Genomic DNA, 26,940 nt, shown 5'->3' on the forward strand with positions numbered 1-26,940 from the left:
GACTCCCACCCCGAGCGACGGCCGCCGTGCACAGCCCTTCCGTGCGACCAACTGGTACGACGGCCGTCCCGGGCAGCCCCTGAGCGCCGAAGAGAGTGCCACTTGCTGCCGCCGGGCGACTGCGGGTACGTCGTGGCCGTTCGCGCAGTTCCCCGCGCCCCTAAAGGGGCGCCGGTGCGGCGCCCCTTCTCTTAGGGGCGCGGGGCTGTACTCGATTTGCGGCTCCGCCGCGCGGGCGCGACCAGCACATCCCGAACGACGGAACGACAGCCAACCCAGGGGCGCGGGGCCGTATCCGATTTGCGGCTCCGCCGCGCGGGCGCGATCAGCCCCCGCGGCGCCGCGGCCGCCTGTCAGCCGATCGCGGCACTCACGCCGTGCGCGCCGTCCCCGTCCCCTTCTCCGCGTCCAGCGCGTACACGCACCGGTCCTTGCTGCACGCGTACACCACCCCGTCCCGCACCACCGGCGACCCGGTGATCTCGCCGCCGGTCGCCAGCTTCCAGCGGAGCCTGCCGTCGTCGGCCTTCAGGGTGTAGAGGAGGTGGTCGGTGGAGCCGAAGTGGATGCGGCCCTCGGCGACCGCCGGTGCGCCCACCACGTCGCCGCCCGCCTGGAAGCGCCACTTGGGGGTGCCGGTGACCGCGTCCAGCGTGTACAGGCCCTTGCCGCTGCCGACGTGGACGTGGCCGGCGGCGACGAGGACCGGCTCGATCGAGGCGCGGGCCTCCGTCGCGATGCGCCAGCGGTCGCGGCCGTCGGTGGCGTCGAGGGCGTAGACGGTGCCGAGGTAGTCGGCGAGGTAGATGCCACCGCCGGTGACGGCGGGGCCGGGTACGTAGGCGGGCGGGGAGAGGAAGACCGCCGGGGCCTCGAAGTGCCAGCGGACCCGGCCGGTCGCGGTGTCGAGGGCGATCACACGGGTGCCCGCGGAGGCGTACACGAAGCCGTCGTCGGCGTGGGTGAGGCGGACCGGGACGCCGCCGCAGGAGGCCGCGTCGCCGATGGGGTAGGACCAGCGTTCGTCGCCGGTGCGGGCGTCGAGGGCGCGCAGGCGCGCGTCCTGCCAGACGTAGACCGTGCCGTCGTGGAGGGAGGGCCCGGACTCGGGGGTCTCGAAGTCGGTCTGGGCACCGGACAGCTCCCAGAGCTTCTGCCCGTTGGAGGCCTCCCAGCCCTGGACGCCGCCGCCCCGGGTGCCGGTGACGAGGGTGCCGCGGCCGGCCTTGAGCGAGTACACCCAGGCGTCGGTGGACAGCCGCCACAGGTCGCCGCCCTCGCGGGCCTCCAGGGCGAACAGGGTGGGGCCGTCGGAGGCGTGGATACGGCCGTCCGCGACCGCCATGGACCAGGCGACGTCGCGGGTCTTGAAGCGGCGGCGGCCGGTGGCGACGTCGAGGGCGTGCACCTCGAAGGAGGTGACGTAGACGAGGTCGCCGTCGACGGACGGGGTGCCCCACACGTCGTTGGACATCCGGAACCGCCAGGGCCGCCAGCCGGACGCGGTCTCCGGGGGCAGGCCGGGGACCGGCGGTACGGCGGGGTCGGCGCCGTTGACGCCGGGGTGCGGGCGGGACCAGCTGGCGACCAGGCCGGCCTCGGGCGGCGGCGCCTTCACGGCGGCGGCGCGGGCGTCGGCGACGCGCGGGCCGGGGCCGATCGGCACCTGGGCGCCGGCGAGGCGGACCGGCCCGGTGTCGGGGCCGGGGCCGGGGGCGCCGACGGGGACCGGGGCCGGGACCGCGGGGTCGTAGGAGGGCGGCGGGGGGACCGGGAGGCGGCCGGCACCGCGGCCGCCGGAGGGGCTGGCGGAGGGTTTGACGGCCGGACGGCCGCCGCGCCGGGACTCGATCAGGCCGACCGCCTTCTCGGGCAGCCAGGCGGACGCCGTACCGCTGTCGTCGGAGCCGGAGCCGAACAGGTGAGGGGCGAGCTGGGCCTGGAGGTCGGCGGGGTTGGGGCGGCCCGCGGCCTCCATCTGCATGCAGGACTCGATGAGGGGGCGCAGCTCGTCCGGGAGGCCTTCGAGGTCGGGGCCCTCGCGCAGCAGCATGAAGACGGTCTCGACCGGGTTGGCGCCGTGGAAGGGCGGGTGGCCGGTGGCGGCGAAGACGAGCATGGAGCCGAGCGAGAAGACGTCGCTGGCGCCGGTGACGCTACGGGAGTCCTTCGCCTGCTCCGGGGACATGTAGGCGGGGGTGCCGACCGCGACGTTCGTCATGGTCAGGCGGGTGTTGGAGACACCGGAGGCGATGCCGAAGTCGATGACGCGGGGGCCGTCCTCGACGACGAGGACGTTGGACGGCTTGAGGTCGCGGTGGACGAGTCCGGCGCCGTGGATCGACTGGAGCGCCTCGGCGACGCCCGCAGCGAGCCAGCGGACCGCCTGGGCCGGGAGCGGCCCGCAGTCGTTCACTATCTCTTCGAGGGAGGGCGCCGGGACGTACGCGGTCGCGAGCCACGGCACGGCCGCGCGCGGGTCGGCGTCGACGACGGCGGCCGTGTAGAAACCGGAGACCGCGCGGGCCGCCTCCACCTCGCGGGTGAAGCGGACCCGGAACAGCTGGTCCTCGGCGAGCTCGGTCCGGACGGTCTTGATCGCCACGCGCCGGCCGGACGCCGAGCGCGCCAGATAGACCAGCCCCATGCCGCCGGCCCCCAGCCGTCCCAGCACCTCGAACGGCCCGATCCGCCGCGGATCGTGCTGCGTCAGCTGATCCACCACTTGCCTGCCACCTCCCCGTACGGGCCTCGTCCACCCACATATGTACGCGACCCCGTGCAGCGTCTCACCACCGCACCGCCGTGGCGGCACGCACCCCGATTCTTCCTGGCCCGGGCACAGGTTGCGAACCCGGAGACCAATCGGGGTGTCACGTGACAAAGTGAGACATTTATCTGCCGAGATCCGCCAGTTTCCGGCCTCAGCGTTCCAGCAACGCGAAGGACGCCCCTTGATTGTCGGTCACGACGGCCACTTTTCCGTACGACGTGTCGAAGGGCGGCGCCTGGACCCGGCCGCCGAGCTGCCGCACGGCCCCGACCGCGGCCGCCACGTCCCCGGTGCGGAAGTGGACGACGAACTGGGACGGCATCCCGGCCGCGAACACCTCGGTCACGGGGGCGCGGCCGAAGTCCGGGTCGGCGTCGGCGCCGAAGAGGGCGTCGGTGAAGAGGTGGCCGTAGAAGGTGTTCGCCGCGTCGGTGTCGTTGGTGTAGAGCTGCGCCCAGGCAAAGGTGCCGGGGGCGTGCCGGACGCCGAAGCCGGGGTGGGCCGCGGCCTGCCAGAGGCCGAAGACGGCGCCCGTGGGGTCGGCGGCCAGGGCGGCGGTGCCGAGGTCACGGACGGGCGCCGGGTCGTTGACGATCTGTCCTCCGGCGGCGAGGACCCGGCGGGCGAGGTCCCGGGCGTCCGGGGTCGCGAAGTACACCGTCCAGACGGTGGGCATCCGGCCGTCCCGCTTCCGGGCCAGTCTGGCCACGGCCGCGCCGTCCAGCCGGGCCCACACGGCCCCCGGGCCGGCGTCCTCGAAGGTCCACCCGAAGAGCCCGCCGTAGAACCGCTTGCCCGCCTCGACGTCGGGGAGCTGCACGTCCACCCAGCACGGGACGCCCTCCGCGTATCCGGATGCCCTGTTTTCGGCCATGTCGTCAAAGTAACCGCCCGGCCCGCACCGTGCAGACCAGCCGCACCCGCCCGGAGTGACCGGCGGTTTCTCCTCCGTTTCCCTTCCGTGCAGCCACTCCGTCCACCCGTGCACCCCATTTGCAGTCGGCCGAATCGCGCTCCGATCACCCCTCGGTAAGCTGACGGCATGACAGGACAAGTGCGTACCGTCGACGGCCGCGTGGCCGGCCGGCGTGGGCAGGCGACCCGGCAGAAGCTGCTCGACTGCCTCAGCGAGATGCTCAGCTCCTCCCCTTACCGGGACGTCAAGGTCATCGATGTCGCCCGGAAGGCGGGCACTTCGCCCGCGACCTTCTACCAGTACTTCCCGGACGTCGAGGGCGCCGTCCTGGAGATCGCCGAGCAAATGGCCACCGAGGGCGGCCAGTTGACCGAGTTGCTGGCGGGGCGCTCCTGGGTCGGCAAGGCCGGCTGGGCGACCGCGCAGGAACTCGTGGACGGTTTCCTGGAGTTCTGGCGCAGGAACGACGCGATCCTGCGCGTGGTCGATCTGGGGGCGGCCGAGGGGGACAAACGGTTCTACAAGATCCGTATGAAGATCCTGAACTCGGTGAACAACTCCCTGACCGACTCCATCGCGGAGTTGCAGTCCAAGGGCAAGGTCGACAAGGACGTGAACCCGGCGGCCGTCGCCGGTTCGCTGGTCGCCATGCTCGCGGCCGTCGCCGCGCACCAGAAGGGTTTCCAGACCTGGGGTGTGAAGCAGGCCGAACTCAAGCCGAACCTCGCGCTGTTGGTGCATCTGGGCGTGACCGGGAAGAAGCCCACGAAGTAGCCCGCGCCCTGGGTCCTGTCTGGCAGGCGGTGGTTCACCCCGAGGTGGGCCACCGCCTGTTCCGCTACGCGTTGCCTTGCGCGTTCCGTCACGCGTTGCCTTGCGCGTTCCGTTGCGCGTTCCCTCACGCGGGCAGCGGCCGGTCCCGGACCACGTGCTTCATCACCAGCGTCGAGGTGAGGCGCTGCACGCCCGGCAGGGTCGCGAGCCGTTCGTCGTAGAGCCGCTGGAAGGCGGCGAGGTCGGCGGTGGCCACCCGCAGCAGGTAGTCGGGCTCGCCGAACAGCCGCTGTGCGTCCAGCACATGGGGGATCTCCGCGAGCGCCCGCTCGAAGTCGGCAACCGTGTCCCGGTCCTCCTGCCGCATGGACACGAAGACCAGCGCCTCGAAGGTCAGGCCCACGGCGGCCGGGTCCACCACCGCCCGGTACCCGCTGATCGCCCCCGACCGCTCCAGCTCGCGCAGCCGCCGGTGGCACGGCGAGACGCTCAGCCGCACCCGCCCGGCCAGCTCGGTCACGGTCAGCCGCCCGTCCTGCTGGAGCTCGGCAAGGATTTTCCGGTCCACGTCGTCCATGGGGAAGATTCTCCCCCGAACACCCCGGTGACGAGCAAATTTCGGGAACACTTTCGGGCAGAACGCGCCTAATGTCCCCCTCATGGACACCGGACACCTGTTTTCCTTCCTCGCCGTCGACCTGCTGCTGGTCTGCGTGCCGGGCGCCGACTGGGCGTACGTGATCGCCGCCGGGGTGCGCGGCCGCTCGGTCGGACGTGCGGTGGCCGGCCTGATGGCGGGGTACACGCTGCACACCGCGCTGGCGGTGGCCGGGCTCGCGGTGCTGGTGGCGAGCTCCCCGGGGCTGCTCACGGCCCTGACCGTGGCCGGCGCCGGATACCTGCTGTGGCTGGGCTGGAGCGTGCTGCGCAGCCCGGCGGTACCGCAGGAGGCGGCGGCCGGGGCGGACGGCTTCTGGCGGGGCGCGGCGATCAGCGGCCTGAACCCCAAGGCGCTGCTGCTCTACCTCTCCGTGCTCCCCCAGTTCCTGGTCACGAAGGGCGGCCATCCGCCCATAGCCCTCCAGACGGCCGTCCTCGGCACCCTCCACATGGCCTGCTGCACCGCCGTCTACCTGACCGTCGGCGTCCTCGCCCGCCGCCTCCTCTCCGCCCGCCCGAAGGCGGCCCGCGCGGTCACCCGCACCTCCGGGGCGGCGATGCTGGGCATCGGAGCACTGCTCCTCGCCCAGCACGCGCTATGACGTACTGCGGGTGAGCCGGAAGATCCGGATCTCCCGGTCCACCCGCTCCTGGTAGGCGGCGTACGGCGGCCAGAACACCAGCAGCAGCCGCCAGGCGTCCGCCCGCTCCGCCCCCTCCAGCAGCCGGGCGGTGACCGGGATGTCCTGCCCCTTCCAGCTGATCTCGGCGGCGGGACGGTGGAGGAGGTTGTACGTCCAGGCGGGATGGCCGGTGCGCCCGAAGTTGGACCCGACGAGGAACCAGCCGTCGCCCTCGGGCATGCACGCCAGCGGCGTACGGCGGGGCTGCCCGCTGCGCGCGCCGGTGGAGGTGAGGATCACCCCGGGCAGCATCTGCGCGCTGAGCAGCACCCGGCCGCGGCTGAGCCGGTGCACGGCCCGGTCCAGGGCCGGGACCACGTGCGGGGCCACCTTGGCGAACCCCCGGGTGGCGGACACCTTCTGCACCAGTCGTTCGCCGATCACACCGCCACCTCCCGGCCCGCGAACAGCCCGGCCGTCTCGGCCGCGTGCGCGCGGAGCCGGTGCCCCGGCCCGAACAGCAGCTCGTCCCCGGCGGCCCGCTTGAAGTACAGATGCGCCTCGTGCTCCCAGGTGAACCCGATCCCGCCGTGCAGCTGGATGCCCTCCCCGGCGGCGGTCCGCAGCGCCTCCAGCGCCTGCGCGAGCGCCAGCCCGCCCACCTGTTCCCCGTGGGCGGTCGCCCAGGCCGCGTAGTAGGCCGCCGACCGGGCCGCCCGCACCGCCACGTACACGTCGGCCAGCCGGTGCTTGACCGCCTGGAAGGACCCGATCGCCCGCCCGAACTGCTGCCGCTGCTTCACGTACTCCACGGTCCGCTCCAGCGCCCGGTCGGCGGCTCCCACGGCCTCGGCCGCGAGCACGGCGGCCGCGAAGTCGCCGAGGCCGGCGAGGGCGGCCCGGACGTCGGTGTCCTCGTCGGAGCCGAGCAACTCGGCCTGCACATCCCGCAGTTGCACACGGCCCTGGCTGCGGGTGGCGTCGAGGCCGGTCCGCCGGGTCCGTACGGCCCCGGCGGCGTCCCCCGCCACCAGGAAGAGCAGGACGCGCGAGCGGGCGTACCCGCCGGTGTGCGCGGGGACGAGCAGCAGCCCGGCGCGGTGCCCGTCCAGCACCTGGTCGGCCTCGCCGTACAGCCGCCACCGGCCCGCCGTGCGCCGCGCCTGGACGCCCCCGGCCCGCCCGCCGCCCGCCCAGTCGGCGGCGCCCGGCCCGGTGAGCGCGAGGGCGGTGCCGAGCCGGGTGCCGGGGACGGCGAGGGCGGCGGTGCGGCTGCCGTCGGCGATCCGCGGGAGCAGTTCGGCGCGCTGGGCGTCGGTGCCGAGGGCGAGCAGCAGCGGGGCGGCGAGCACGGCGGTGGCCAGGAACGGGGTGGGGGCCAGGGTCCGCCCCAGCTCCTCGGCGGCCAGGGCGACTTCGGTGCGGGTGCAGCCGGCGCCGCCGTACTGCTCGGGGAGGGCGAGGCCGGGCAGGCCGAGTTGTTCGCCGAGGGCGGTCCACAGGCCGGGGTCGTACCCCTCGGGCCTGTCGACGGCGGCCCGCACGTCCTCCGTACCGCAGCGTTTGTGGAGCAGTTCACGCAGGGCGCGCCGGATCTCGTCCTGCTCGTCGGTGAAGCGGGTGTCCATGACCGGACCTCCTGACGATCTGACGGCCCGTCATGCTAGGGGTGTCGGATGCAGATGCACAGGGGTGGAGTCCAGCGTATCTGATGTACCGTCAGATTCATGACTGGTCCCCGCAAGGTCGCCGTGGTCGGCGTGGCCCTGTCCGACTGCGGCCGGGTGGACGAGGCCACCCCCTACGCCCTGCACGCCCAGGCGGCCCGCCGCGCGCTGGCCGACGCTGGCCTCGCCCGTGAGCTGGTCGACGGCTTCGCGTCGGCCGGCCTCGGCACCCTCGCCCCCGTGGAGGTCGCCGAGTACCTGGGCCTGCGCCCCACCTGGGCCGACTCCACCTCCGTCGGCGGCTCGACCTGGGAGGTGATGGCGGCCCACGCGGCGGACGCGATCGCCGCCGGCCACGCCAACGCGGTCCTGCTCGTGTACGGCTCGACGGCCCGCGCCGACATCCGGGCGGGGCGGCGCACCGGGAACCTCTCCTTCGGCGCCCGCGGCCCCCTGCAGTTCGAGGTCCCCTACGGCCACACCCTCGTCGCCAAGTACGCGATGGCCGCCCGCCGCCACATGATCGAACACGGTACGACCGTCGAGCAGTTGGCGGAGGTGGCGGTCCAGGCCCGGGCCAACGCGGCGCTGAACCCGGAGGCCATGTTCCGCGACCCGATCACGGTCGACGAGGTCCTGTCCGGACCGATGATCGCCGACCCCTTCACCAAACTGCACTGCTGCATCCGCTCGGACGGCGGCGCGGCGGTCCTGCTGGCGGCCGAGGAGTACGTACGGGACTGCCGTACCGCCCCGGTGTGGGTCCTCGGCACGGGCGAGTGCCTCTCCCACGCCACGATGTCGGAGTGGGCGGACTTCACGGTGTCCCCGGCGGCGGTGAGCGGGCAACTGGCCTTCCGGCGGGCGGGAGTCACCCCCTCCGACATCGACTTCGCCGAAATCTACGACGCGTTCACCTACATGACCCTGGTCACCCTGGAGGACCTGGGCTTCTGCGCCAAGGGCGAGGGCGGGGCGTTCGTGGAGAAGGGGCGGCTGCGGGTCGCGGGCGGGGAGCTGCCGGTGAACACGGACGGCGGCGGCCTGTCGGCCCAGCACCCGGGCATGCGGGGCCTGTTCCTCCTCGTGGAGGCGGTACGGCAGCTGCGCGGGGAGGCCGGGGAGCGGCAGGTGCGGCGGGCCGGCGGGGGGCTGCCGGAGCTGGGGGTGGCGTCGGGAACGGGCGGCTGGTTCTGCTCGTCGGGGACGGTGGTGCTGGGGCGGGGGTGACCCGGGGTCCGCGAGGGGCCGCGTGGTCCGCGAGGGGCCGGAGAAATTCGCGGGACGGCGGCAACCTCCCGGGAACCGGCGGCAACTGTCGTACGGAAGCTTCGATGTTCGAAGGACGTGCACCGCCGAATCGCGTAAGGATCCCTCCGTGGCCTCCTCCTCACATCGCCGCCGCCAGCAGCCGAAGCCGGACCGCGACTTCGAATGGCGCCCGGTGCGCGGCCCGTTGGTCGCGGTGGCCGCCGTGGCCGTCGTCGCCCTGGCCGTGACCCTGGTCGTGGCCTTCCGCCCCGGCTCCGCAGCCGGCGCCGCCGGACAGGACCGGGCGGTGGCCGCGTCCGCATCCGCACCGGGCTCGACGGCGGACCCGGCCGCGCCGGCGTCACCGAAGCCGTCGACCGCGTCACCGAAGCCGTCGGCGAGCACGCGGACCACCCCGTCGGCGTCCGCGTCGGCGACCCCGTCCGCCACCCCGGCCAAGCGCACGGCGAGCGGCGCGGCCCGGGCCTCCTCCGCCACCACCACGGCCCCCGCGGCCGGCCGGATCCGCCCCGGCACCACCTACCAGGGGGTCGCCACCTCCTACGACGTCGGCAACGGCGACGGCGCCTGCTCCTACGGCCCGACCTCCGACGTGATGACCGCGGCGATGAACACCGCCGACTACGAGACGGCGAAGGCCTGCGGAGCGTACGTCTCCGTCCGCGCGGCGAGCGGTGCGGCCATCACCGTACGGATCACCAACGAGTGCCCGGCGCCCTGCACGGCCGGCCAACTCGACCTCAGCAGGCAGGCGTTCGCGAAGCTCGCGCCCCTCTCCGCGGGCCGGATCACGATCACCTGGAGCCTGCTGAGCCCGGCCACCTCCGACACGGTGTCGATCCGCTACAAGACCGGTTCCACCCAGTACTGGTGCGGCATCCAGGCGATCGGCCACCGCAACCCGCTGGCCCGCCTGGAGGTCCGCACGAGCGGCGGCTGGCTGGCGCTGGCCCGCACCGACTACAACTACTTCCTCTCCGAGCAGGGCACCGGCTGCGGCGCCGAGATCCGCCTCACCGACATCTACGGGGAGCAGCTCACGGTGCCGGCCCTCGCCGTACGCCCGGACGTGGTGCAGCGGACCGGGGTGCAGTTCGCCCGGCACTGACGGTCGGCGCCCCGCTCCATCGCGGCGCCCCTCAGCGAAGCGTCTGGCGTACCGGCACGATCCGGTGGCCGCGGCGCGGCGCGGGGCCGTCGAGCAGGACGACGCCGATGTGGTGGCGGCCGCGCACCCACGCCGTGGGCGCCATGACGAGCCCGGCGACGGCGACGATCACGCTGACCGGGAGGAGGACCGGCGGGGACTGCCCCCCGGGCAGGGCCCTGCCGCCCTCCTGGACGGCGTAGCCGACGGCGGCGACGGTGACGAGGAGGGAGACCGCCGACACGGCCGCCCAGACGTTCCGCACCCGCCGGGTGCGCGCGTGGTCGGCGACCTCGGCGAGGACGGACGCCGCGCAGACCGGGCACTCCAGCTCGACCCGGTCCCGGCCCGCGGGCGGCCGGACCAGCCGGAAGTCGCGGGCGGCCCAGGTGACGGCCCGTGTCCTGCGCCGTCCGGCATCACCGCTTACGTGGCGTACAGCCACTTTCACGGTCTTCGGTCCCCTCATGCCGGACAGTGTGGGGGTGGGGCACAGGTGTTCGCAGCGGTTTGCTCGGTTGTGCCCCGGTGTTCGGCCGCGGGGCCGGTCGTGCGCCGCACGAGGCCGCTGATGACACGGGTGCGGGAGGTACCGAGTGATACTCGGCACATGGCAGCAACGGATCTTCACGCGCTCCTGAAGTCGCTCCGCGTCTGGTCCCCCGGGACCACGGAGCTACGGCCGTTCGACCCGGAGGCGGCGCCCGACGCCCCGCTCCCCCTGTTCACCACGTGGTTCGCGGAGGCGGTGGCGGCCGGGCAGCCGGAGCCGCACACCGTGTCGCTGGCCACGTCGGACGAGGCGGGCCGGGCGGACGTACGGATCGTGATGCTGCACGGCGCGGACGCCCACGGCTGGTCCTTCGCGTCCCACGTGACCAGCCGCAAGGGGCATCAGCTGAGCGCCCGCCCGTACGCGGCCCTCGCCTTCTACTGGCCGGTGCTGGGCCGCCAGGTCCGGCTCCGGGGCCCCGTCACGGCGGCTCCGGCCCGGGAGAGCCAGGCCGACCTGCACGCCCGCTCGACGGGCGCCCTGGCGGCGGCGCTCACCGGCCGCCAGAGCGGACTCCTGTCCTCGCTGGAGGAGCTGCGGGAGGAGTCGGAGGCGGCCTGGGAACGGGCCCGCGCCGACCCGGCCGCCCCCTCCCCGACCTGGACCCTCTACCGGCTGCGCCCGCAGGAGGCGGAGTTCTTCCAGGGCGACCCGGACCGCCGGCACGTCCGGCTCCGGTACGTCGCGGAGGCGGACGACGGGTGGCGGAAGGAACTGCTGTGGCCGTGAGCAGCCGTCCTCACAGCGCCCTCTCCGCGAGGTCGTACACCGCCCAGTCGGCCACCCGCCGGTAACCGATGCGCTGGTAGAGCGCGTTGCTCGTCGGGTTCGCCAGGTCCGTGAAGAGCAGCACCTCGGCGGCGCCCGCGGCCAGCGCCGCCCGGCCCACCTCGGTCGTCACCGCGCCCGCGTAGCCACGGCCGCGCAGTTCCCGCGGGGTGTAGACGGGCGCGACCCGGACCTGGCCGCCGGCCGCCAGGGTCACCCCGGCCATGGAGACGGGGGTGCCGTCGGGGGTCTCCCAGAGGGTGACGCCGCCGTAGGAGAGCCGGAAGTCGGCCCAGTCCCCGCCGTCCCGGCCGTCCCGCGTGCCCGCATCCGCGACGAACCCCTCGTACCAGCGGACCAGCAGGTCCCGGTCGGACGCGTCCGCCACCCTCGCCCGCCCCTCCGGCGCCGGGGAAGTGGGCGTCAACTCGGCCAGCCGGTAGAGGCGTTGCTGCTCGTGCAGCTTGCCCGGCACCCCCGTCCGGCGTTCCCACTCCGCCACGAACGCCTCCGCCGTGGCACGCTCGGCGGAGAACGCGGGCACCGGACGGCCGTGCGCGAGGAGACGGTCGACCAGCACCTCGGTCTCGGCGGCCGTGAGGCGGGTGGAGTTGAGGGCGTACGGGGGCGTGTGGAACAGCGCCGCGACGACCTCGCCGTCGCTCCGGGCCAGGAATCCGAAGAACGGGGGCTGGTCGCCGTAGGCCCGCGGGCCCCGCCGCCGGAGCTGCTCCGTCACGGTGAGCTGGACGGTGTGCAGGGCCGGGCGGGAGCGGAGGAAGTCGTGTGCGTGGGTGAGGAATTCGTCGAGGTCGGGGGTGAAGTGCCAGGCGGCGGGCGGGGTTTCGGGGTCCATGGTCGATGATCCCGCCCGACCACCCCGCCGGGCACCCGATTTAGGGCGCCTGGGGCAGCATGGCGCCGTATCGAACGTGGCCCCCTGGGATTCGATCCAGGTGTCCTGGCGTCCAGGCGTCTAGGCGCCCAGGGCGGTTCCGGGGTCCGTCGCGAGGCGGGCGTGCAGGTGTACGTCCCGGAAGGCGTCCTTGCGGCCCGCCTCGAACATCGCGCCGCGCAGGGTGCCCTCGTACGCGAAACCGCAGGTCCGGGCTATGCGGCAGGACGCGTCGTGGCCCAGGGCATGGCCCAGCTCCAGGCGGTGGAGGCCCAGTTCGGCGAAGGCCCGGTCCGCCGCCAGGGCCAGGGCGTGCGTGGCCACCCGGCGGCCCCGTGCCTCAGGGAGGACCCAGTAACCGACCCGGGCCGTCCGGAACGTCCGGTCGATCATGTTGATGCCGACGTGGCCGAGGGTCGTACCGCTCTCCGCGTCCGTGATCCGGAACGGCTCGCACGTCTCGTCCGCCGCCTGCCTGCGCAGCACGTCGCGGGCTCCCGCGGGGTCGGTCACCACGGTGAGCGGGGTGTTCCAGCGGCGGAACTCCGGGTCGCTACGGGCCCGCAGCCACGCCTCGACCTGCGCCTCGGCGTCCGGGTCCCAGCGGTCGAGCCGCAGACCGTGACCGCGCGGGGCGGAGTCGGGGCGGGGGGCGGCGGGCTGTTCGTCGGTGAGGGCCATGCGGCCATTGAAACGTGCCCGCCGGGCGAGGACCCAGCAGGTCTCCGCGTATCCGGCGGGCAGCGGTCGAGGGAGGCGCGCCGGGCAGCCGTGGAGGGAGACTCCCCCAGCGGCACCGGGCAGCCGTGGAGGGAGACTCCCCAGCGGCACCGGACAGCCGTCCGGCGGGCTCCCGTGCGGCACCGGGCGGCCGTCCGGTGGGGTTCCTCTGCGGCGCCCGGCCGGACTCAGTGCGCCGGCGCCGGGCGGAACACCGGTGCCCCCTCCCGGAAGGCGACCTCCAGTTCCAGTCCGGCGCGCAGGGTCTCCGGGTCCGCGGTCACCAGTTCCGTCATCATGCGCGGGCCCTCCGCGAGGTCGACCACGGCGGCCACGTACGGGACGCGGTCGCCGAACGGCGGGAGGTCGTTGCGGTGGACGACGGACCACGTGTACAGCGTCGCGCGGCCGGTCGCCCGCTCCCAGGTGACGTCCTCGCTCCAGCAGTGCGGGCAGAACTCCCGGGGGTAGTGGTGGGCCCGGCCGCAGGAGCCGCAGCGGCGGAGCAGCAGCCGGCCCTCGGCCGCCGCCTCCCAGTAGGGGCGGGTGAAGGCGTCCGGCTCGGGGCGGTCGTAGCGCGGGGACTGTGCGCGTATCCCGTCGGAATTCGTCGCATCCATGAATCTGACGTTACGTCAGAACCTGAAGTGCAGCCTAGAGCCGGTTGCGGAAAACCTGTGCATTTCCCATGGCCCTGTGGGTCCCCCATGAGATTCCGGCGAATTGTTGACGATTTTGTCGGACCGAGATTACGTTCGCAGCCGCAAGGCCAAGGAGCCCGGATACGAGGAGCAGCAAGGTGAAGCACAGGGCAGTGAAGCGCAGGACCGTGGTCATGGGGATCGGCGCCACGGCCGGTGTCGCGGCAGTCGGCGGTATCGCTCTCAGCGCGCAGGCGTCGAGCAGCTCCTCCTCGTCCTCGGATTCCCTGAAGTTCGACGTGGACGGCTACTCGAAGCTGACGACGACGGTCACGGACACCGAGGGCACCGAGCACAATGTGACATACCACTTCTGGAAGGCGATCACCTACGTCGCCAACCCGGTGGACGCCACCTACCAGTCCCTGATCGTCAGCGCCCCGGTGGAGATCGACGGCACCGCGGTCGACCCGACGAACGCCCCGATCCTGCTCGCCAACTCGATCGGCGGCTACATGCCCTCCTCGGTGGCCGACGCCACCGCGGTCGGCGGCGGCGGTTCCGCGGCGGGCGGCGGCACCCCGCCGAGCGGTGCGGCCCCGAGCGGCGCGGCGCCCAGCTCCTCCACCGGCACGACCTCCAACGCCAACAGCAACACCAACGCCACCGGCGGCGCCACCTCCAGCAACCAGTTGCTCGCGCTGGCCGCCGGGTACGTCGTGATCGAGCCCGGCGCCCGCGGCCGCACCCTCAAGAACTCCGACGGCGAGTACTACGGCACCGCCCCCGCCGCGATCGTCGACCTCAAGGCCGCCGTCCGGTACATCAGGGCGAACAAGGGCTTGATCCCCGGCAATGTCGAGCGAATCGTTTCTGCAGGCACCAGCGCGGGCGGCGCCCTCTCCTCGCTGCTCGGCGCGTCCGGCGACAGCCCGATCTACGACAAGTACCTCAAGGAGCTCGGCGCGGCCGACGCCTCCGACGCGATCTTCGCGGTCGGCGCCTGGTGCCCGATCACCGACCTGGAGCACGCCGACGGCGCCTACGAGTGGAACTGGGGCACCAACGACCTCTCCACCGGCAAGCAGGTCGACCAGTCCGTCTCCAAGGACCTCAAGGCCCAGTTCGCCGAGTACCAGGCGGGCCTGAAGCTGCGCGGCCTGGACGGCTTCGGCCCGCTGACCGCCCGCAACTACGACGACTACCTGGTCGAGCAGTACCTCCAGCCGTCGGCCACCAAGTACCTCGCCGCGCTCTCCGACTCGGACCGCGAGACGTACCTGGCGAAGAACACCTTCATCACCTGGTCCGGCGGCAGGGCCACCTTCGCCTGGGACGACTTCCTCACCCACGTCGGCGCCCGCAAGAAGGACACCCCGGCCTTCGACGCCTTCGACCTGTCGGCCGGCGAGAACAATGAATTCGGAGCGGGTACCACCGAAACCCGCCACTTCACGGCGTACGGCGCGAAGAATGACTCCACCGGACTCAGCACCAAGCGGGTCGCCGCCGACATCCCCGAGAAGCTGAACCTGATGAACCCGATGTTCCACCTGGTGGAGAAGGTCAACGACCGCCGCTCCAAGCACTGGTGGATCCGCCTCGGCACCAGCGACTCCGACACCTCGCACGTCATCTCCGCGAACCTGGCGGCCCGCCTGGACAACCTCGGCGACGACGTCAACCACCTCTACTACTGGGACGAGGGCCATGGCGCCAACACCGACCCGGGTGACTTCATCACCTGGATCGCCACGGTGACGAGCTATGGCAAGGGCAAGAAGGGCAAGCGGAATTGAGGGGTTGCCGCGGAACGAACAGGCCCCCGCGGAACCGACAGGTCCCCGCGTGAGTAAGAAGCTCTCACAATCGTGATGGGGCTCTCGAAGCCGCGATAGCCTCCCCGAACGCGGTGTCCTTTTTCCCGTCTGTCTAAGGACACCGCCCACCCGTGACGTCGGGCCCCAGCGCACCGGGGCCCGACGTCACGGGCCTTTCGCTTTCCGGACCGGTTTCCGTACCGGTTTCCAGCCGGTTTCCGTACCGGTTTCCGGCCGGTTTCCCGGCAGATGAGGTGAGCTACGCCACAAGTCCCACGCACTTCCCCTACGGGTGTGATCAATCCGCAACCAATTCCGGTCTTGACCGAGACCCAACAACGTGAAGCGTGATTACGCTCCCGCTCATGGCCGTGTTCTCCCCCACCGTTACGCCCGTCTACGTCATCGGCGCCGGCCCCGGAGGTCTCGCCGTCGCGTACGCGCTGCGGGCCCGGGGCATCCGTGCCGTGATCCTGGAGAAGTCCGACGACGTCGGCGCGTCCTGGCGCCGCCACTACGACCGTCTCCACCTGCACACCACCCGGCGCCTGTCCGCGCTCCCCGGGCTGCCCATGCCGCGCCGCTTCGGCCGCTGGGTCTCCCGCGCCGACGTGGTGCGCTATCTGGAGAAGTACGCCGAGCACCACGAACTGGAGATCGTCACCGGCGTCGAGGTCTCCCGGGTGGAACGCTCCCCCGACGGCGAGGGCTGGCTGCTGCACGCCTCCGGCGGGCGGGAGCTGACCGGTTCCGCGGTGGTGGTCGCCACCGGCTTCAACCACACCCCGCGCATCCCGGACTGGCCGGGCCGGGACGGCTTCGGCGGCGAGTTCCTGCACGCCGGCGCGTACCGGAACGCCGAGCCGTTCGCCGGCCGCGACGTCCTCGTCGTCGGCCCCGGCAACACCGGCGCCGAGATCGCCGTCGACCTGACCGAGGGCGGCGCCGGGCGGGTGCGGCTGGCGGTCCGCACGGTCCCGCACATCGTGCGCCGATCCGCCGCCGGCTGGGCCGCGCAGTACAACTCCATCCTGGTACGACGGCTGCCGACGGCCCTCGTGGACCGGCTGGCCCGCACGATGGCCAAGGTCAGCGTGCCCGATCTGGCCGCGCACGGCCTGCCCCGCCCCGTCAGCGGTCTCTACAGCCGGGTGAAGGAGGGCGCGATCCCGATCCTGGACGTCGGCCTCATCGACGCGGTGCGGCAGGGGAAGGTCGAGATCGTGGCCGCGGTCGACGGATTCGAGGACGGCAAGGTCCTCCTCGCCGACGGCACCCGCATCTCCCCCGACGCGGTGATCGCCGCGACCGGGTACGTCCGCGCCCTGGAGGGCCTGGTCGGCCACCTCGACGTCCTCGACGACCGCGGCCGCCCCGTCACCCACGGCGGCCGCACCCCGAAGAACGCCCCCGGCCTCTACTTCACCGGCTACACCAACCCCATCAGCGGCAACATCCGCGAGATGGCGATCGACGCGGAGAAGATCGCGAGGGCGGTCGCCAAGCGTCGGCGGGTGGCGTAGAAAGCCTCAACCTCCTTACGTACAAACTCTGTTACGCATGTGACCGATGCGACGGCAGTTGTTTGTTACCGGCGGTAGCCCTGCACCCGTGCGCGAGTTCAGAATGTGAGCCCTGCTCAACTTTCCGGCTCCACCCTCTCGCTCAGCACGGAGGACGCACGTGGCACGTGAAAGACAGCTCACCCCCCGGACCTCCCCCGGGACCTCCTCCCGGCTCTCCCGCCGTTCCCTCCTCGGCGGGGCCGCCGCCGGGGCCGTCGGCCTCACCGCGGTCACCGCCGGCACGGCCGCCGCGGCGAGTTCCCGGACCGTCGACGTCGCGATCGTCGGCGGCGGCATCGCCGGGCTCACCGCGGCCCGCGACCTGGTGGCCGGCGGCAGGACCGTCGCCGTCCTGGAGGCCCGGGACCGGGTCGGCGGCCGGGTGGTGAACCTGAAGCTGGCCAACGGGGGTTTCACCGAGGGCGGCGGCGAGTTCATCGGCCCCACCCAGAACCGCATCAAGGCGCTCGCCGACTCCCTGGGCGTGGCCACCTTCACCACCTACAACACGGGGAACAACCTCCTCTACAAGGACGGCAAGCGCACCCCGTACGACACCAGCGGCCTGCTCGGCTCGGTCCCGCCGGTGGACGCGGCCGGCCTCGCCAACGCGGCGATCGTGCAGTCGGAGCTGGACAGCATGGCCGCGCAGGTCCCGGTGGACGCACCCTGGACGGCCGCCAAGGCCGCCGAGTGGGACAAGCAGACCTTCGAGAGCTGGCTGAACGCCAACGCGGTCATCCCGTCCGCCAAGTTCCTGCTGGACCTGGCCTGCACGTCGATCTTCTCGGCCCAGCCCCGCGAACTCTCCCTGCTCTACGTCCTCTACTACATCGCCGCGGCCGGCGACGAGTCCCACGCCGGCACCCTGGAACGCCTCACCGACACCGCGGGCGGCGCCCAGGAGTCCCGCTTCGTCGGCGGCTCCCAGCAGGTCCCGATCAAGCTCGCCGCGACCCTCGGCGACCGGGTGGTGCTGAGCGCGCCGGTGCGCTCCGTCGTCAAGTCCGGGAGCACGTACGTCGTCACGGCCGACGGCATCACGGTCAACGCCACCCGGGTGGTCGTCGCCCTGCCGCCCCCACTGGCCGCCCGCATCACCTACGACCCGCTCCTGCCGGCCGCCCGCGACCAGCTCACCCAGCGGATGCCGATGGGCTCGATCGGCAAGGCCATCGCCGTCTACGACACCCCGTTCTGGCGGGCCGACGGCCTCAACGGCCAGGCGGTCAGCGACTCCGGCGTGGTCCGCTCGACCTTCGACAACTCCCCGCCGGACGGCTCCTACGGCGCCCTGATGGGCTTCATCGAGGCCGACGAGATGCGGGCGTACGACGCGGCGAGCGAGGCCGACGTGAAGACGGCCGTCCTGGCCGACTACGTCAACTACTTCGGCGACAAGGCCAAATCGCCCACCTCCTTCGTGCTGCAGCGCTGGGACAATGAGGGCTTCTCGCGGGGCGGCCCGGTGGCCTTCGCGCCGCCCGGGGTGCTGACCGGGTACGGGGCCGCGCTGCGCGCGCCGGCGGGCGGCATCCACTGGGCCGGTACGGAGACGTCGACGTTCTGGACCGGGTTCATGGACGGGGCGGTGCGGTCGGGCGAACGGGTGGCGAAGGAGGTGCTGGCCGCCCTCGGGTGAGGTGCTCGCCGCCCTCGGCTGAGAAGAAGAGCTGTTTCGGCGCTCAACTTTGCGTGCAGACCAGTTCCTGACGCAGTGTCAGTTCAGTAATCTGACACTGCGTCAGTTAATTGTGCTGTCCACACAGGAGCGGGCGGAACGATGCTTGGATCAACCCACGGCACCCTCACCACCGACTCCCGCCGGGCCCGGGTCATCGCCTGCGGTGAGCAGCGTCCCGGGCCGGCCGTCCACGGCCGCGCGGCCGACACGGAGGAGCTGGACGTCAGCGGACGGCCGCTGTATGCGGACGTACCGGATCTGGACAGGTTCTTCCGCCCCGAGTCCGTCGCCGTGATCGGCGCCTCGGACGCCGAGGGGCGGCCCAACACCGGCATCACCCGGCAGCTGCTCGACTGGGCCGGGCGGGTCGGGGCCCGGGTGCACCCGGTGCATCCGACCCGGCCGTCGGTGTTCGGCATCGCCTGCGTGCCCTCCATCGCCGACCTGCCCGAGCAGGTCGACCTCGCCGTCCTGCTGGTCGCCGACCCGTTGCCGGTGATCGAGGAACTGGCCGAGGCCAAGGTGAAGTTCGCGGTCGCCTTCGCCTCCGGATTCGCGGAGACCGGCGAGGAGGGCGCGGCGGCCCAGACCCGGCTCGCGGCGGCCGTACGGCGGTCCGGGCTCCGGCTGCTCGGCCCGAACACCAACCTGAACGCCTTCGAACGCTTCCGCGACGACCTGGACGGCCCGGCGATCGCGCTGATCACCCAGTCCGGCCACCAGGGGAGGCCGGTCTTCGCCGCGCAGGAACTCGGCATCCGGCTCTCGCACTGGGCGCCGACCGGCAACGAGGCCGACCTGGAGACCGCCGACTTCATCTCCTACTTCGCCGAGCGGCCCGAGGTCGGCGCCATCGCCTGCTACGTCGAGGGCCTCAAGGACGGCCGCGCCTTCCTGCTGGCCGCCGACCGCGCGGCCCGCCGCGGGGTGCCGGTGGTCGCCGTGAAGGTCGGCCGCACCGAGGCCGGCGCCCGCACCGCCGCCTCCCACACCGGCAAGCTGACCGGCGCGGACGACGTGGTGGACGCGGCGCTGCGGCAGTACGGGGTGATCCGCGTCGACGGCCTCGACGAACTCCAGGACACCGCCGCCCTGCTGGCCCGGGCGCGGGCGCCGCGCGCCGACGGGGTGGTCGTCTACTCGATCTCGGGCGGCACCGGCGCGCACGCCGCCGACCTGGCCGCCGGCCTGGGGCTGCGGCTGCCGGTGCTGTCGGAGGCCCGGCAGGCCGAGCTGCACCAGTGGATACCGGAGTACCTGAGCGTGGCCAACCCGGTAGACAACGGCGGGCACCCGGTGGGCGACTGGCGCGGCCGGAAGATCATCGACTCGATCCTGGCCGATCCGGAGGTCGGGGTGCTGATCTGCCCGATCACCGGCCCCTTCCCGCCGCTCAGCGACAAGCTCGTCCAGGACCTGGTGGACGCGGCCGAGGCGACCGACAAGCTGGTGTGCGTGGTGTGGGGCTCGCCGGTCGGCACCGAGGCCGCCTACCGCGAGGTCCTGCTCGGCTCCTCCCGGGTGGCCACCTTCCGCACGGTCGGCAACTGCCTCACCGCGGTCCGCGCCTACCTCGACCACCACCGCTTCGTGAGCACCTACCGCTCCCCCTTCGACGAGGCCCCGCGCACCCCCTCGCCCTCCTACCGCAAGGCGCTCGCGCTGATGCGGCCGGGACAGCAGCTGAGCGAGCACGCGGCGAAGCAGCTGCTGCGGGCGTACGGCATCCGGGTGCCGCGCGAGCAGCTGGTGACCAGCGCGGCGGCGGCCGTGCGCGCGGCCGGGCTGGTCGGCTACCCGGTGGTGATGAAGGCGTCCGGCGGCCAGATCGCCCACAAGACGGAGCTGGGCCTGGTGAAGATCGGCCTGACCTCGGCCAGCCAGGTCCGGGACGCGTACCGCGAGCTGACCGACATCGCGCGTTACGAGGGGGTCGCCCTGGACGGCGTACTCGTCTGCCAGATGGTGGAGTGGGGCGTGGAGATGGTCGTCGGCGTCACCCACGACGACCTCTTCGGCCCGACGGTGACCGTGGGGCTCGGCGGCGTCCTGGTCGAGGTCCTTCGGGACACCGCCGTACGCGTGCCGCCGTTCGGCGAGGACCAGGCCCGGGACATGCTCGCCGAACTGCGCGGGCGGGCCCTGCTGGACGGGGTCCGGGGCCGCCCGCCGGCCGACCTGGACGCGCTCGTCGAAGTGATCCTGCGCGTGGAGCGGATGGCCCTGGAACTCGGCGGCCAGCTCGCCGAACTCGACATCAACCCGCTGATGGTGCTGGAGCAGGGCCAGGGCGCGGTGGCGCTGGACGCGCTGGCGGTGTGCCGCTGATGGACACCGTCCGGTACGTGACGGCGGAGCGGGTCGCCCACCTCACCCTCGACCGCCCCGACGCCCTCAACGCCCTCACCCCCGACCAGCGCGACCACGTCATCCACCTCCTCGGCGAGGCCTCCGCGGACCCGGGGGTCGGCGCGGTGGTCATCACGGGCACCGGCCGCGGCTTCTGCGCGGGCGCCGACCTGCGCGGCGGCAGCGGTACGGCCGACGGCGCCGACGGCGCCACGGCCGAGCGGGTGCCGGGTGACGTGGCCCGCACCATCCGCCTCGGCGCCCAACGCCTGGTCGCCGCCGTCCTCGACTGCGAGAAGCCGGTGATCGCGGCGGTCAACGGCACCGCCGCCGGTCTCGGCGTCCACCTCGCGCTCGCCTGCGACCTGGTCCTGGCCGCCGAATCGGCCCGGTTCATCGAGGTGTTCGTCCGGCGCGGCCTGGTCCCCGACGGCGGCGGCGCCTACCTGCTCCCCCGCCTGATCGGCCCGCACCGCGCGAAGGAGCTGATGTTCTTCGGCGACGCCCTCTCCGCACCGGAGGCCGAACGCCTCGGCCTGGTCAACCGGGTCGTCCCGGACGCGGACCTGCCCAAGACGGCCCGCGACTGGGCCGCCCGCCTGGCCGCCGGCCCCACCCGTGCCCTCGCCCTCACCAAGCAGCTGGTCAACGCGTCCCTGGACACCGACCGGGCGGCTGCCTTCGCCGCCGAGGCGGCCGCCCAGGAGATCAACATGACGACCCGGGACGCCCAGGAGGGCGTACGGGCCTTCGTGGAGCGCAGAAGCCCCGGTTTCCAGGGCCGATAAGAGGAATCCCAGGACCGATGACGTCGATACCGGGCCCCCACCCCTTCCCATCTGACGCCCCGTCACTTTCAATGAAGGGGTGATGGGACACGCAGGGGCGGCCGCGGCCGCCGTCCGCTATCTGAGGTCGGTCCCCGCGGCGGGGCCCGTGGAGGCGCTGCCGCGCCCGGAGTTGCGGTGCGTGCGCGCGGACGAGCGGGTGCCGGTCGACCCGACGGAGTTCCGGCGCGTGCTCGGCTCCTTCGCGACCGGGGTCACCGTGATCACCGCACCGGCCGCCGAGGGCGAGTCCTCCCCCGCCGGTTTCGCCTGCCAGTCCTTCTCCTCCCTCTCCCTCGACCCGCCCCTGGTCTGCTTCATGGTCGGCCGTACGTCGGCCACCTGGCCGCGGATCGCCCGCGCCGGCGTCTTCTGCGTCAACGTCCTCGGCGCGGGCCAGGGCGAGCTGTGCCGCGCCTTCGCGGTGAGCGGCGCGGACAAGTTCGCCGGCGTCCCGCACGACGCGGCCCCGGCCTCCGGCTCCCCCCGGCTGGCGGGCGCCGCCGCCTGGATCGACTGCACGGTCCACGCGGTGCACACGGGCGGCGACCACCTGATCGTGGTCGGCCGGGTGACCGCACTGGGCACGGGCGAGACCCCCGGCGGACCGTTGCTGTTCCACCGGGGGCGGTTCGGCACGCTGGGCCCCTAGGGCCTGTTCGACCCTAGACGGCCAGGGCGGGCACCGCGGTCACCGGCCGTCGCCGGATCAGCAGGGCCATCAGGGCCGCCGCCGCGCACAGGGTGCCGGAGGCGTACCAGACCATGTCGTAGGTGCCGAAGACGTCACGGGCGACGCCGCCGAGGTAGGCGACGAGAGCCGCGCCGACCTGGTGGGAGGCGAGGACCCAGCCGAAGACGATGGCGCTGTCGTCGCCGTACCGCTCCCGGCACAGGGCCAGGGTGGGCGGGACGGTGGCGACCCAGTCGAGGCCGTAGAAGATGATGAAGAAGATCATCGAGGGGTGGACCGACGGGCCAAGGAGCATCGGCAGGAACAGCAACGAGATGCCGCGCAGGGCGTAGTAGACGGCGAGCAGGCGGCGCGGTTCGAAGCGGTCGGTGAACCAGCCGGAGGCGATCGTGCCGACGACGTCGAAGACGCCGATGACCGCCAGCAGCGAGGCCGCCGTGGTGACCGGCAGCCCGTGGTCGTGGGCGGCCGGCACGAAGTGGGTCTGGACCAGGCCGTTGGTGGAGGCCCCGCAGATCGCGAAGGTGCCGGCGAGCAGCCAGAACGGCCCGGTGCGGACGGCGGAGGACAGGACCGAGAGGGTACGGCGGGCGGCCCCGGTGACCGGTGCCGGCTTCGGTACGAACTCGGTGGCGCCGTACGGCTTCTGGCCCACGTCGGCCGGGTGGTCGCGCAGCAGCAGCCAGACGAAGGGGACGACCGCGAGGGCGGCGAGGGCGACGGTGACGGCGGCCGGGCGCCAGTCGTAGGTCTCCACCATCCAGGAGAGCAGGGGGAGGAAGATCAGCTGGCCCGAGGCGGAGGCGGCGGTGAGGATGCCGCTGACCAGGCCGCGCCGGGTGGTGAACCAGCGGTTGGTGACCGTGGCGGCGAAGGCGAGGGCCATCGAGCCGGACCCGAGCCCGACCAGCAGGCCCCAGCAGAGCATCAGCTGCCAGGCCGCCGTCATCCACACGGTCAGGCCCGAGCCGAGCGCGATGACGGTCAGGGCGACGGCCACCACCCGCCGTATGCCGAAGCGGTCCATAAGGGCGGCCGCGAAGGGCGCGGTGAGCCCGTACAGCGCGAGGTTGACGGAGACGGCCGCGCCGATCGTGCCGCGCGACCAGCCGAACTCCGCGTGCAGGGGGTCGATGAGCAGGCCGGGCAGGGAGCGGAAGGCGGCCGCGCCGATGATCGTGACGAAGGTGACGGCGGCGACGAACCAGGCACGGTGGATGCGCGGCGAGCGGGTCGGCTTCGAGCCCGTCTCGTCCTTCGAGCCCGTCTCGTCCTCGGCGGGGGCGGCTGCGGCTTCGCTTGTCTGGGTCACGCCATAAATATCCGGCCAACCGCCTCCCTCCATCGAGTGGCCCGGAGGACAGCATTCGCTAGGATCGGGCCATGAGCAGTGACCCCGGCTTCCGCCCGCACCGCGTCGTCGTCCTCGCCCTGGACGGCCTGCTCCCCTTCGAGCTGGGCATCCCGCACCGCATCTTCGGCCGCCCCAAGGACCACCGGGGCCGCCATCTCTACGAGGTCGTGACCTGCTCGGTCCGCCCGCCCGGGCCGGTCGAGACCGACGCCGACTTCGCGATCCACGTGCCCAACGGCCCGGAGACGCTGGCCACCGCCGACACCGTGATCATCCCGGCCTCGTACGAGCTGGGCCCGGTCTTCGAGCAGGGCGTCCTGACCCCCGAGCTGGCCGCCGCCCTCGCCCACATCCGCCCCGGCACCCGGCTCGCCTCCATCTGCACGGGCGTCTACGTCCTGGCCGCCGCCGGCTACCTGGACGGCCGCCCGGCGACCACGCACTGGGCCGAGGCGGACCATCTCCAGCGCCTGTTCCCGCAGTTGCGGGTGGACCCGGACGTCCTCTTCATCGACGACGGCGACATCCTCACCTCCGCCGGGGTGGCCGCCGGCATCGACCTGTGCCTGCACATGGTCCGCCGCGACCACGGCACGGCCGTCGCCAACGAGGTGGCCCGCCGTACGGTCGTCCCCCCGCACCGGGACGGCGGCCAGGCCCAGTACATCCACCGCCCGGTCCCCGACCCCCAGGTCGCCACCACCACCGCGGCCCGCGCCTGGGCCCTGGGCCGCCTCCACGAGCCCGTCCAGCTGCGGGACATGGCCGAGCAGGAGGCCATGTCGGTACGGACCTTCACGCGCCGTTTCCGCGAGGAGACCGGCGTCAGCCCCGGCCAGTGGCTCACCCAGCAGCGCGTCGAACGCGCCCGCCACCTCCTGGAGTCCACCGACCTCTCCGTCGACCAGGTGGCCCGGGACGCCGGCTTCGGCACCGCCCAGTCGATGCGCCAGCACCTGCAGGCGGCGCTCGGCGTCACCCCGACCGCCTATCGCCGGACCTTCCGCACCGGCACCGGCGCTCCCCAGAAGGTCTAGAAGGTGAGCACCCCCCGGGCCACCCGCCCCGCCTCCGCGTCCGCCCGCGCCTTCTCGAAGTCCTCCACGGGGTACGTCTCGGTCACCAGCTCGTCCAGCAGCAGGCTCCCTTGGCGGTACAGCTCGGCGTAGAGGGCGATGTCGTGCTGCGGGCGTGAGGAGCCGTACCGGCACCCCAGGATGGACTTGTCGAGGAACATGGCGGCGACGACGAAGGACGCCTCGGCGGTGGCGGCGGGCATGCCGAGGAGGACCGCCTGGCCGTGCCGGTCCAGGAGGTCGACGGCCTGCCGGACCAGTTCGACCCGGCCGACGCACTCGAAGGCGTGGTCCACCCCGGTCGGCAGCAGGTCCTTCACGCCCTCCGTCGAGGTCAGGAAGTCCGTCGCACCGAACTGCCGGGCGACCTCCTCCTTGGCCGGGTTGGCGTCCACGGCCACGATCCGCAGCGCGCCCGCGATCCGCGCCCCCTGGATGACGTTCAGCCCGATCCCGCCGGTGCCGATGACCAGCACGGTGTCACCGCGGTCGACGCGGGCCCGGTTCAGTACGGCGCCCACACCGGTCAGCACCCCGCACCCGATCAGCGCGGCGGACGTCAGCGGGATGTCCTTCGGGATCCGTACCGCCTGCACGGCCCTGACGACCGTCCGTTCCGCGAAGGCCGAGTTGCACGCGAACTGGTACACGGCCTGCCCACCGCGCATGAACGGCTTCTGCGGCCGCCCTATGGCCTTGCGGCACATGGTGGGCCGCCCCCGGTCGCAGTCGGCGCAGGCACCGCAGTTGGCGAGCGTGGACAACGCGACATGGTCTCCCGGTGCCACATGGGTGACCCCCACACCGACCGCCTCCACCACACCCGCACCTTCATGCCCGAGCACCACGGGAACGGGGAAGGGTATGGTCCCGTCCACCACCGACAGATCGCTGTGACACAGCCCGGCCGCCGACACCGCGACCAGCACCTCCCCCGGCCCCGGCTCCCGCACGTCCAGATCATCGACGACCTGCACCTGTTTCCCGTCGAACACGACCCCACGCATCACGACTCGACCCCCTTCGGTTCCCTCGGCAGACCGAGCACCCGCTCGGCGATGATCGTGCGCTGCACCTGGTCCGAGCCGCCGTAGATGGTGTCGGCCCGGGAGAAGAGGAACAGGTGCTGGGCGGTGTCCAGTTCGTACGGTGCGGCGGCCGACCAGCCGGCCGGGCCGACGCTCGCGGCCGCGCCCCGCACCAGCACGGCGAGCTCTCCGAGCCGCTGGTGCCAGCCGCCCCACAGCAGCTTGGCCACACTGGGCGCGCCGGGCTCCGCGGCCGAGTTCCCCAGCGTCCGCAGGGCGTTCCACCGCATCACCCGCAACTCGGCCCACTGCCGCACCAGCCGCTCCCGTACGACGGGATCGTCGGCGGCCCCACTCCGTACGGCATCCCGCACCACCTGCCCCAGCTCCTCGGCGAACCCGATCTGCTGGGCGAGCGTGGACACCCCGCGCTCGAACCCGAGCAGGCTCATGGCCACCCGCCACCCGTTGCCCGCACCGCCCACGACGTGCTCCACGCGGGCGTGCGCCCCGTCGAAGAAGACCTCGTTGAACTCGCTGGTGCCGGTCATCTGCCGGATGGGGCGGACCTCGACACGGCCCGGCTGGTCCATGGGCACGAGCAGGAAGCTCAGCCCGTGATGCCGTCGTGAGCCCGGCTCGGTCCGCGCCAGCACGAAACACCAGTCGGCCTCGTGGGCGAGCGACGTCCAGATCTTCTGCCCGGAGACGCGGTAGCCGTCCCCCTCCCGCACGGCCACGGTCCGCACGCCGGCCAGATCGGACCCCGCGCCGGGCTCGCTGTACCCCTGGCACCAGAGCTCCTCCCCGGCGGCGACGGCCGGCAGGAAGCGCGCCTTCTGCTCACTGCTGCCGTGCGCGATGAGCGTCGGGGCGAGCAGGTTCTCCCCGATGTGCCCGGACCGCGGCGGTGCCGCCGACCGCGCGTACTCCTCGGCCCAGGCGACCTGCTGGGTGAGCGTGGCGGTCCGGTTCCCGTACCCGCCCTCCGCCCACCCGATCCCGATCCACCCGGCGGCCCCGAGCGCGCGTTCCCAACTGCGCCGGTCCACACCGCCTCTGGCGTGCGCACCGAGCCAGGTCCGGACTTCGCTGCGAAACACCTCGTCCTCCGGCACTGCGCCGAAATCCACG

The 26,940-nt window shown here is 73.1% G+C and carries 24 protein-coding genes; 12 read left to right on the plus strand and 12 right to left on the minus strand.

The genetic code is table 11. The features are described from left to right. Positions 1 to 370 precede the first annotated feature (370 nt). On the minus strand, positions 371 to 2,725 hold the full coding sequence (locus ACFWPQ_RS18845) for a PQQ-binding-like beta-propeller repeat protein (protein WP_384035498.1): 2,355 nt from the start codon (positions 2,723 to 2,725) through the stop codon (positions 371 to 373). A gap of 199 nt (positions 2,726 to 2,924) precedes the next feature. Next, positions 2,925 to 3,647 carry a VOC family protein gene (locus ACFWPQ_RS18850; protein ID WP_384035501.1) on the minus strand — a complete coding sequence of 241 codons (723 nt, stop codon included), beginning with the start codon at positions 3,645 to 3,647 and terminating at the stop codon, positions 2,925 to 2,927. Positions 3,648 to 3,827: 180 nt separating this feature from the next. On the opposite strand from ACFWPQ_RS18850, the gene ACFWPQ_RS18855 reads away from it, so the two are divergent. After that, positions 3,828 to 4,463, plus strand: a complete 636-nt coding sequence (locus tag ACFWPQ_RS18855) for a TetR family transcriptional regulator (RefSeq protein WP_089101959.1) — start codon at positions 3,828 to 3,830, stop codon at positions 4,461 to 4,463. Between the two features lie 124 nt (positions 4,464 to 4,587). Here ACFWPQ_RS18855 and ACFWPQ_RS18860 read toward each other — a convergent pair whose 3' ends face one another. Beyond that, positions 4,588 to 5,040, minus strand: coding sequence for an Lrp/AsnC family transcriptional regulator (locus tag ACFWPQ_RS18860; protein WP_093501654.1), 453 nt, complete (start codon positions 5,038 to 5,040; stop codon positions 4,588 to 4,590). Between the two features lie 82 nt (positions 5,041 to 5,122). On the opposite strand from ACFWPQ_RS18860, the gene ACFWPQ_RS18865 reads away from it, so the two are divergent. After that, entirely contained in the window at positions 5,123 to 5,725 is a 603-nt protein-coding gene (locus tag ACFWPQ_RS18865; RefSeq protein ID WP_384035504.1) for a LysE family translocator, read from the plus strand. Here the strand turns inward: ACFWPQ_RS18865 and ACFWPQ_RS18870 are convergent. Both ACFWPQ_RS18870 and ACFWPQ_RS18875 read right to left on the minus strand, forming a co-directional pair. Further along, a complete protein-coding gene (locus ACFWPQ_RS18870) occupies positions 5,720 to 6,190 on the minus strand; it encodes a nitroreductase/quinone reductase family protein (protein ID WP_384035507.1) in 471 nt (156 codons plus the stop codon). The genes ACFWPQ_RS18865 and ACFWPQ_RS18870 overlap by 6 nt on opposite strands. Continuing rightward, the gene (locus tag ACFWPQ_RS18875; RefSeq protein WP_384035510.1) at positions 6,187 to 7,374 is read right to left on the minus strand and encodes an acyl-CoA dehydrogenase family protein; all 1,188 of its coding nucleotides are present in this window, start codon (positions 7,372 to 7,374) and stop codon (positions 6,187 to 6,189) included. The genes ACFWPQ_RS18870 and ACFWPQ_RS18875 overlap by 4 nt, the downstream gene beginning before the upstream one ends. Positions 7,375 to 7,473: 99 nt before the next feature. On the opposite strand from ACFWPQ_RS18875, the gene ACFWPQ_RS18880 reads away from it, so the two are divergent. Together ACFWPQ_RS18880 and ACFWPQ_RS18885 are read left to right on the plus strand one after the other, a co-directional pair. Beyond that, positions 7,474 to 8,643 (plus strand): acetyl-CoA acetyltransferase, encoded by a 1,170-nt coding sequence (locus ACFWPQ_RS18880; RefSeq protein WP_384035512.1) that lies wholly within the window; start codon positions 7,474 to 7,476, stop codon positions 8,641 to 8,643. A gap of 148 nt (positions 8,644 to 8,791) precedes the next feature. After that, positions 8,792 to 9,793 (plus strand): expansin EXLX1 family cellulose-binding protein, encoded by a 1,002-nt coding sequence (locus ACFWPQ_RS18885; RefSeq protein ID WP_384035515.1) that lies wholly within the window; start codon positions 8,792 to 8,794, stop codon positions 9,791 to 9,793. Between the two features lie 31 nt (positions 9,794 to 9,824). On the opposite strand, the gene ACFWPQ_RS18890 is transcribed toward ACFWPQ_RS18885, so the two are convergent. Further along, entirely contained in the window at positions 9,825 to 10,301 is a 477-nt protein-coding gene (locus ACFWPQ_RS18890; RefSeq protein ID WP_384035518.1) for a hypothetical protein, read from the minus strand. Positions 10,302 to 10,442: 141 nt separating this feature from the next. Between ACFWPQ_RS18890 and ACFWPQ_RS18895 the strand changes: the two genes are divergently transcribed. After that, on the plus strand, positions 10,443 to 11,114 hold the full coding sequence (locus ACFWPQ_RS18895) for a pyridoxal 5'-phosphate synthase (RefSeq protein ID WP_384035521.1): 672 nt from the start codon (positions 10,443 to 10,445) through the stop codon (positions 11,112 to 11,114). Between the two features lie 10 nt (positions 11,115 to 11,124). Here the strand turns inward: ACFWPQ_RS18895 and ACFWPQ_RS18900 are convergent, their stop codons facing one another. From ACFWPQ_RS18900 to ACFWPQ_RS18910, 3 genes are all read right to left on the minus strand, one after another. Next, on the minus strand, positions 11,125 to 12,009 hold the full coding sequence (locus ACFWPQ_RS18900) for a GNAT family N-acetyltransferase (protein ID WP_384035523.1): 885 nt from the start codon (positions 12,007 to 12,009) through the stop codon (positions 11,125 to 11,127). A 120-nt stretch (positions 12,010 to 12,129) separates the two neighbouring features. Then, positions 12,130 to 12,729 (minus strand): GNAT family N-acetyltransferase, encoded by a 600-nt coding sequence (locus ACFWPQ_RS18905; protein ID WP_384035526.1) that lies wholly within the window; start codon positions 12,727 to 12,729, stop codon positions 12,130 to 12,132. 227 nt (positions 12,730 to 12,956) lie between these two features. Next, a complete protein-coding gene (locus tag ACFWPQ_RS18910) occupies positions 12,957 to 13,388 on the minus strand; it encodes a Zn-ribbon domain-containing OB-fold protein (RefSeq protein WP_384035529.1) in 432 nt (143 codons plus the stop codon). A gap of 215 nt (positions 13,389 to 13,603) precedes the next feature. Between ACFWPQ_RS18910 and ACFWPQ_RS18915 the strand changes: the two genes are divergently transcribed. The 6 genes from ACFWPQ_RS18915 to ACFWPQ_RS18940 all read left to right on the plus strand — a co-directional run bounded on the left by ACFWPQ_RS18915 (position 13,604) and on the right by ACFWPQ_RS18940 (position 22,306). Beyond that, entirely contained in the window at positions 13,604 to 15,208 is a 1,605-nt protein-coding gene (locus tag ACFWPQ_RS18915; protein ID WP_384035914.1) for a subtype B tannase, read from the plus strand. A gap of 386 nt (positions 15,209 to 15,594) precedes the next feature. Further along, positions 15,595 to 16,752, plus strand: a complete 1,158-nt coding sequence (locus ACFWPQ_RS18920) for a flavin-containing monooxygenase (protein WP_384035532.1) — start codon at positions 15,595 to 15,597, stop codon at positions 16,750 to 16,752. A gap of 160 nt (positions 16,753 to 16,912) precedes the next feature. Continuing rightward, positions 16,913 to 18,436, plus strand: a complete 1,524-nt coding sequence (locus ACFWPQ_RS18925; protein ID WP_384035535.1) for a flavin monoamine oxidase family protein — start codon at positions 16,913 to 16,915, stop codon at positions 18,434 to 18,436. 141 nt (positions 18,437 to 18,577) lie between these two features. Further along, positions 18,578 to 20,806: an acetate--CoA ligase family protein gene (locus tag ACFWPQ_RS18930; RefSeq protein ID WP_384035538.1), complete on the plus strand. Its 2,229-nt coding sequence runs from the start codon at positions 18,578 to 18,580 to the stop codon at positions 20,804 to 20,806. After that, entirely contained in the window at positions 20,806 to 21,615 is an 810-nt protein-coding gene (locus ACFWPQ_RS18935) for an enoyl-CoA hydratase/isomerase family protein (protein WP_384035540.1), read from the plus strand. Before ACFWPQ_RS18930 ends, ACFWPQ_RS18935 begins: the two co-directional genes overlap by 1 nt. An 82-nt stretch (positions 21,616 to 21,697) precedes the next feature. Beyond that, complete coding sequence (locus tag ACFWPQ_RS18940; protein WP_384035543.1) at positions 21,698 to 22,306, plus strand: flavin reductase family protein; 609 nt, start codon at positions 21,698 to 21,700, stop codon at positions 22,304 to 22,306. A gap of 13 nt (positions 22,307 to 22,319) precedes the next feature. Here the strand turns inward: ACFWPQ_RS18940 and ACFWPQ_RS18945 are convergent, their stop codons facing one another. Continuing rightward, on the minus strand, positions 22,320 to 23,660 hold the full coding sequence (locus ACFWPQ_RS18945) for an MFS transporter (protein ID WP_384035546.1): 1,341 nt from the start codon (positions 23,658 to 23,660) through the stop codon (positions 22,320 to 22,322). Between the two features lie 71 nt (positions 23,661 to 23,731). Between ACFWPQ_RS18945 and ACFWPQ_RS18950 the strand changes: the two genes are divergently transcribed. Beyond that, positions 23,732 to 24,739: a GlxA family transcriptional regulator gene (locus ACFWPQ_RS18950; RefSeq protein ID WP_384035550.1), complete on the plus strand. Its 1,008-nt coding sequence runs from the start codon at positions 23,732 to 23,734 to the stop codon at positions 24,737 to 24,739. On the opposite strand, the gene ACFWPQ_RS18955 is transcribed toward ACFWPQ_RS18950, so the two are convergent. Both ACFWPQ_RS18955 and ACFWPQ_RS18960 read right to left on the minus strand, forming a co-directional pair. After that, on the minus strand, positions 24,736 to 25,785 hold the full coding sequence (locus ACFWPQ_RS18955; RefSeq protein WP_384035917.1) for a Zn-dependent alcohol dehydrogenase: 1,050 nt from the start codon (positions 25,783 to 25,785) through the stop codon (positions 24,736 to 24,738). The genes ACFWPQ_RS18950 and ACFWPQ_RS18955 overlap by 4 nt on opposite strands. After that, positions 25,785 to 26,939 (minus strand): acyl-CoA dehydrogenase family protein, encoded by a 1,155-nt coding sequence (locus ACFWPQ_RS18960; RefSeq protein ID WP_384035553.1) that lies wholly within the window; start codon positions 26,937 to 26,939, stop codon positions 25,785 to 25,787. The genes ACFWPQ_RS18955 and ACFWPQ_RS18960 overlap by 1 nt, the downstream gene beginning before the upstream one ends. Between the last annotated feature and the right edge of the window lies 1 nt (position 26,940).

It is taken from the genome of Streptomyces sp. NPDC058464 (assembly GCF_042721035.1).
Lineage (GTDB): Bacteria > Actinomycetota > Actinomycetes > Streptomycetales > Streptomycetaceae > Streptomyces.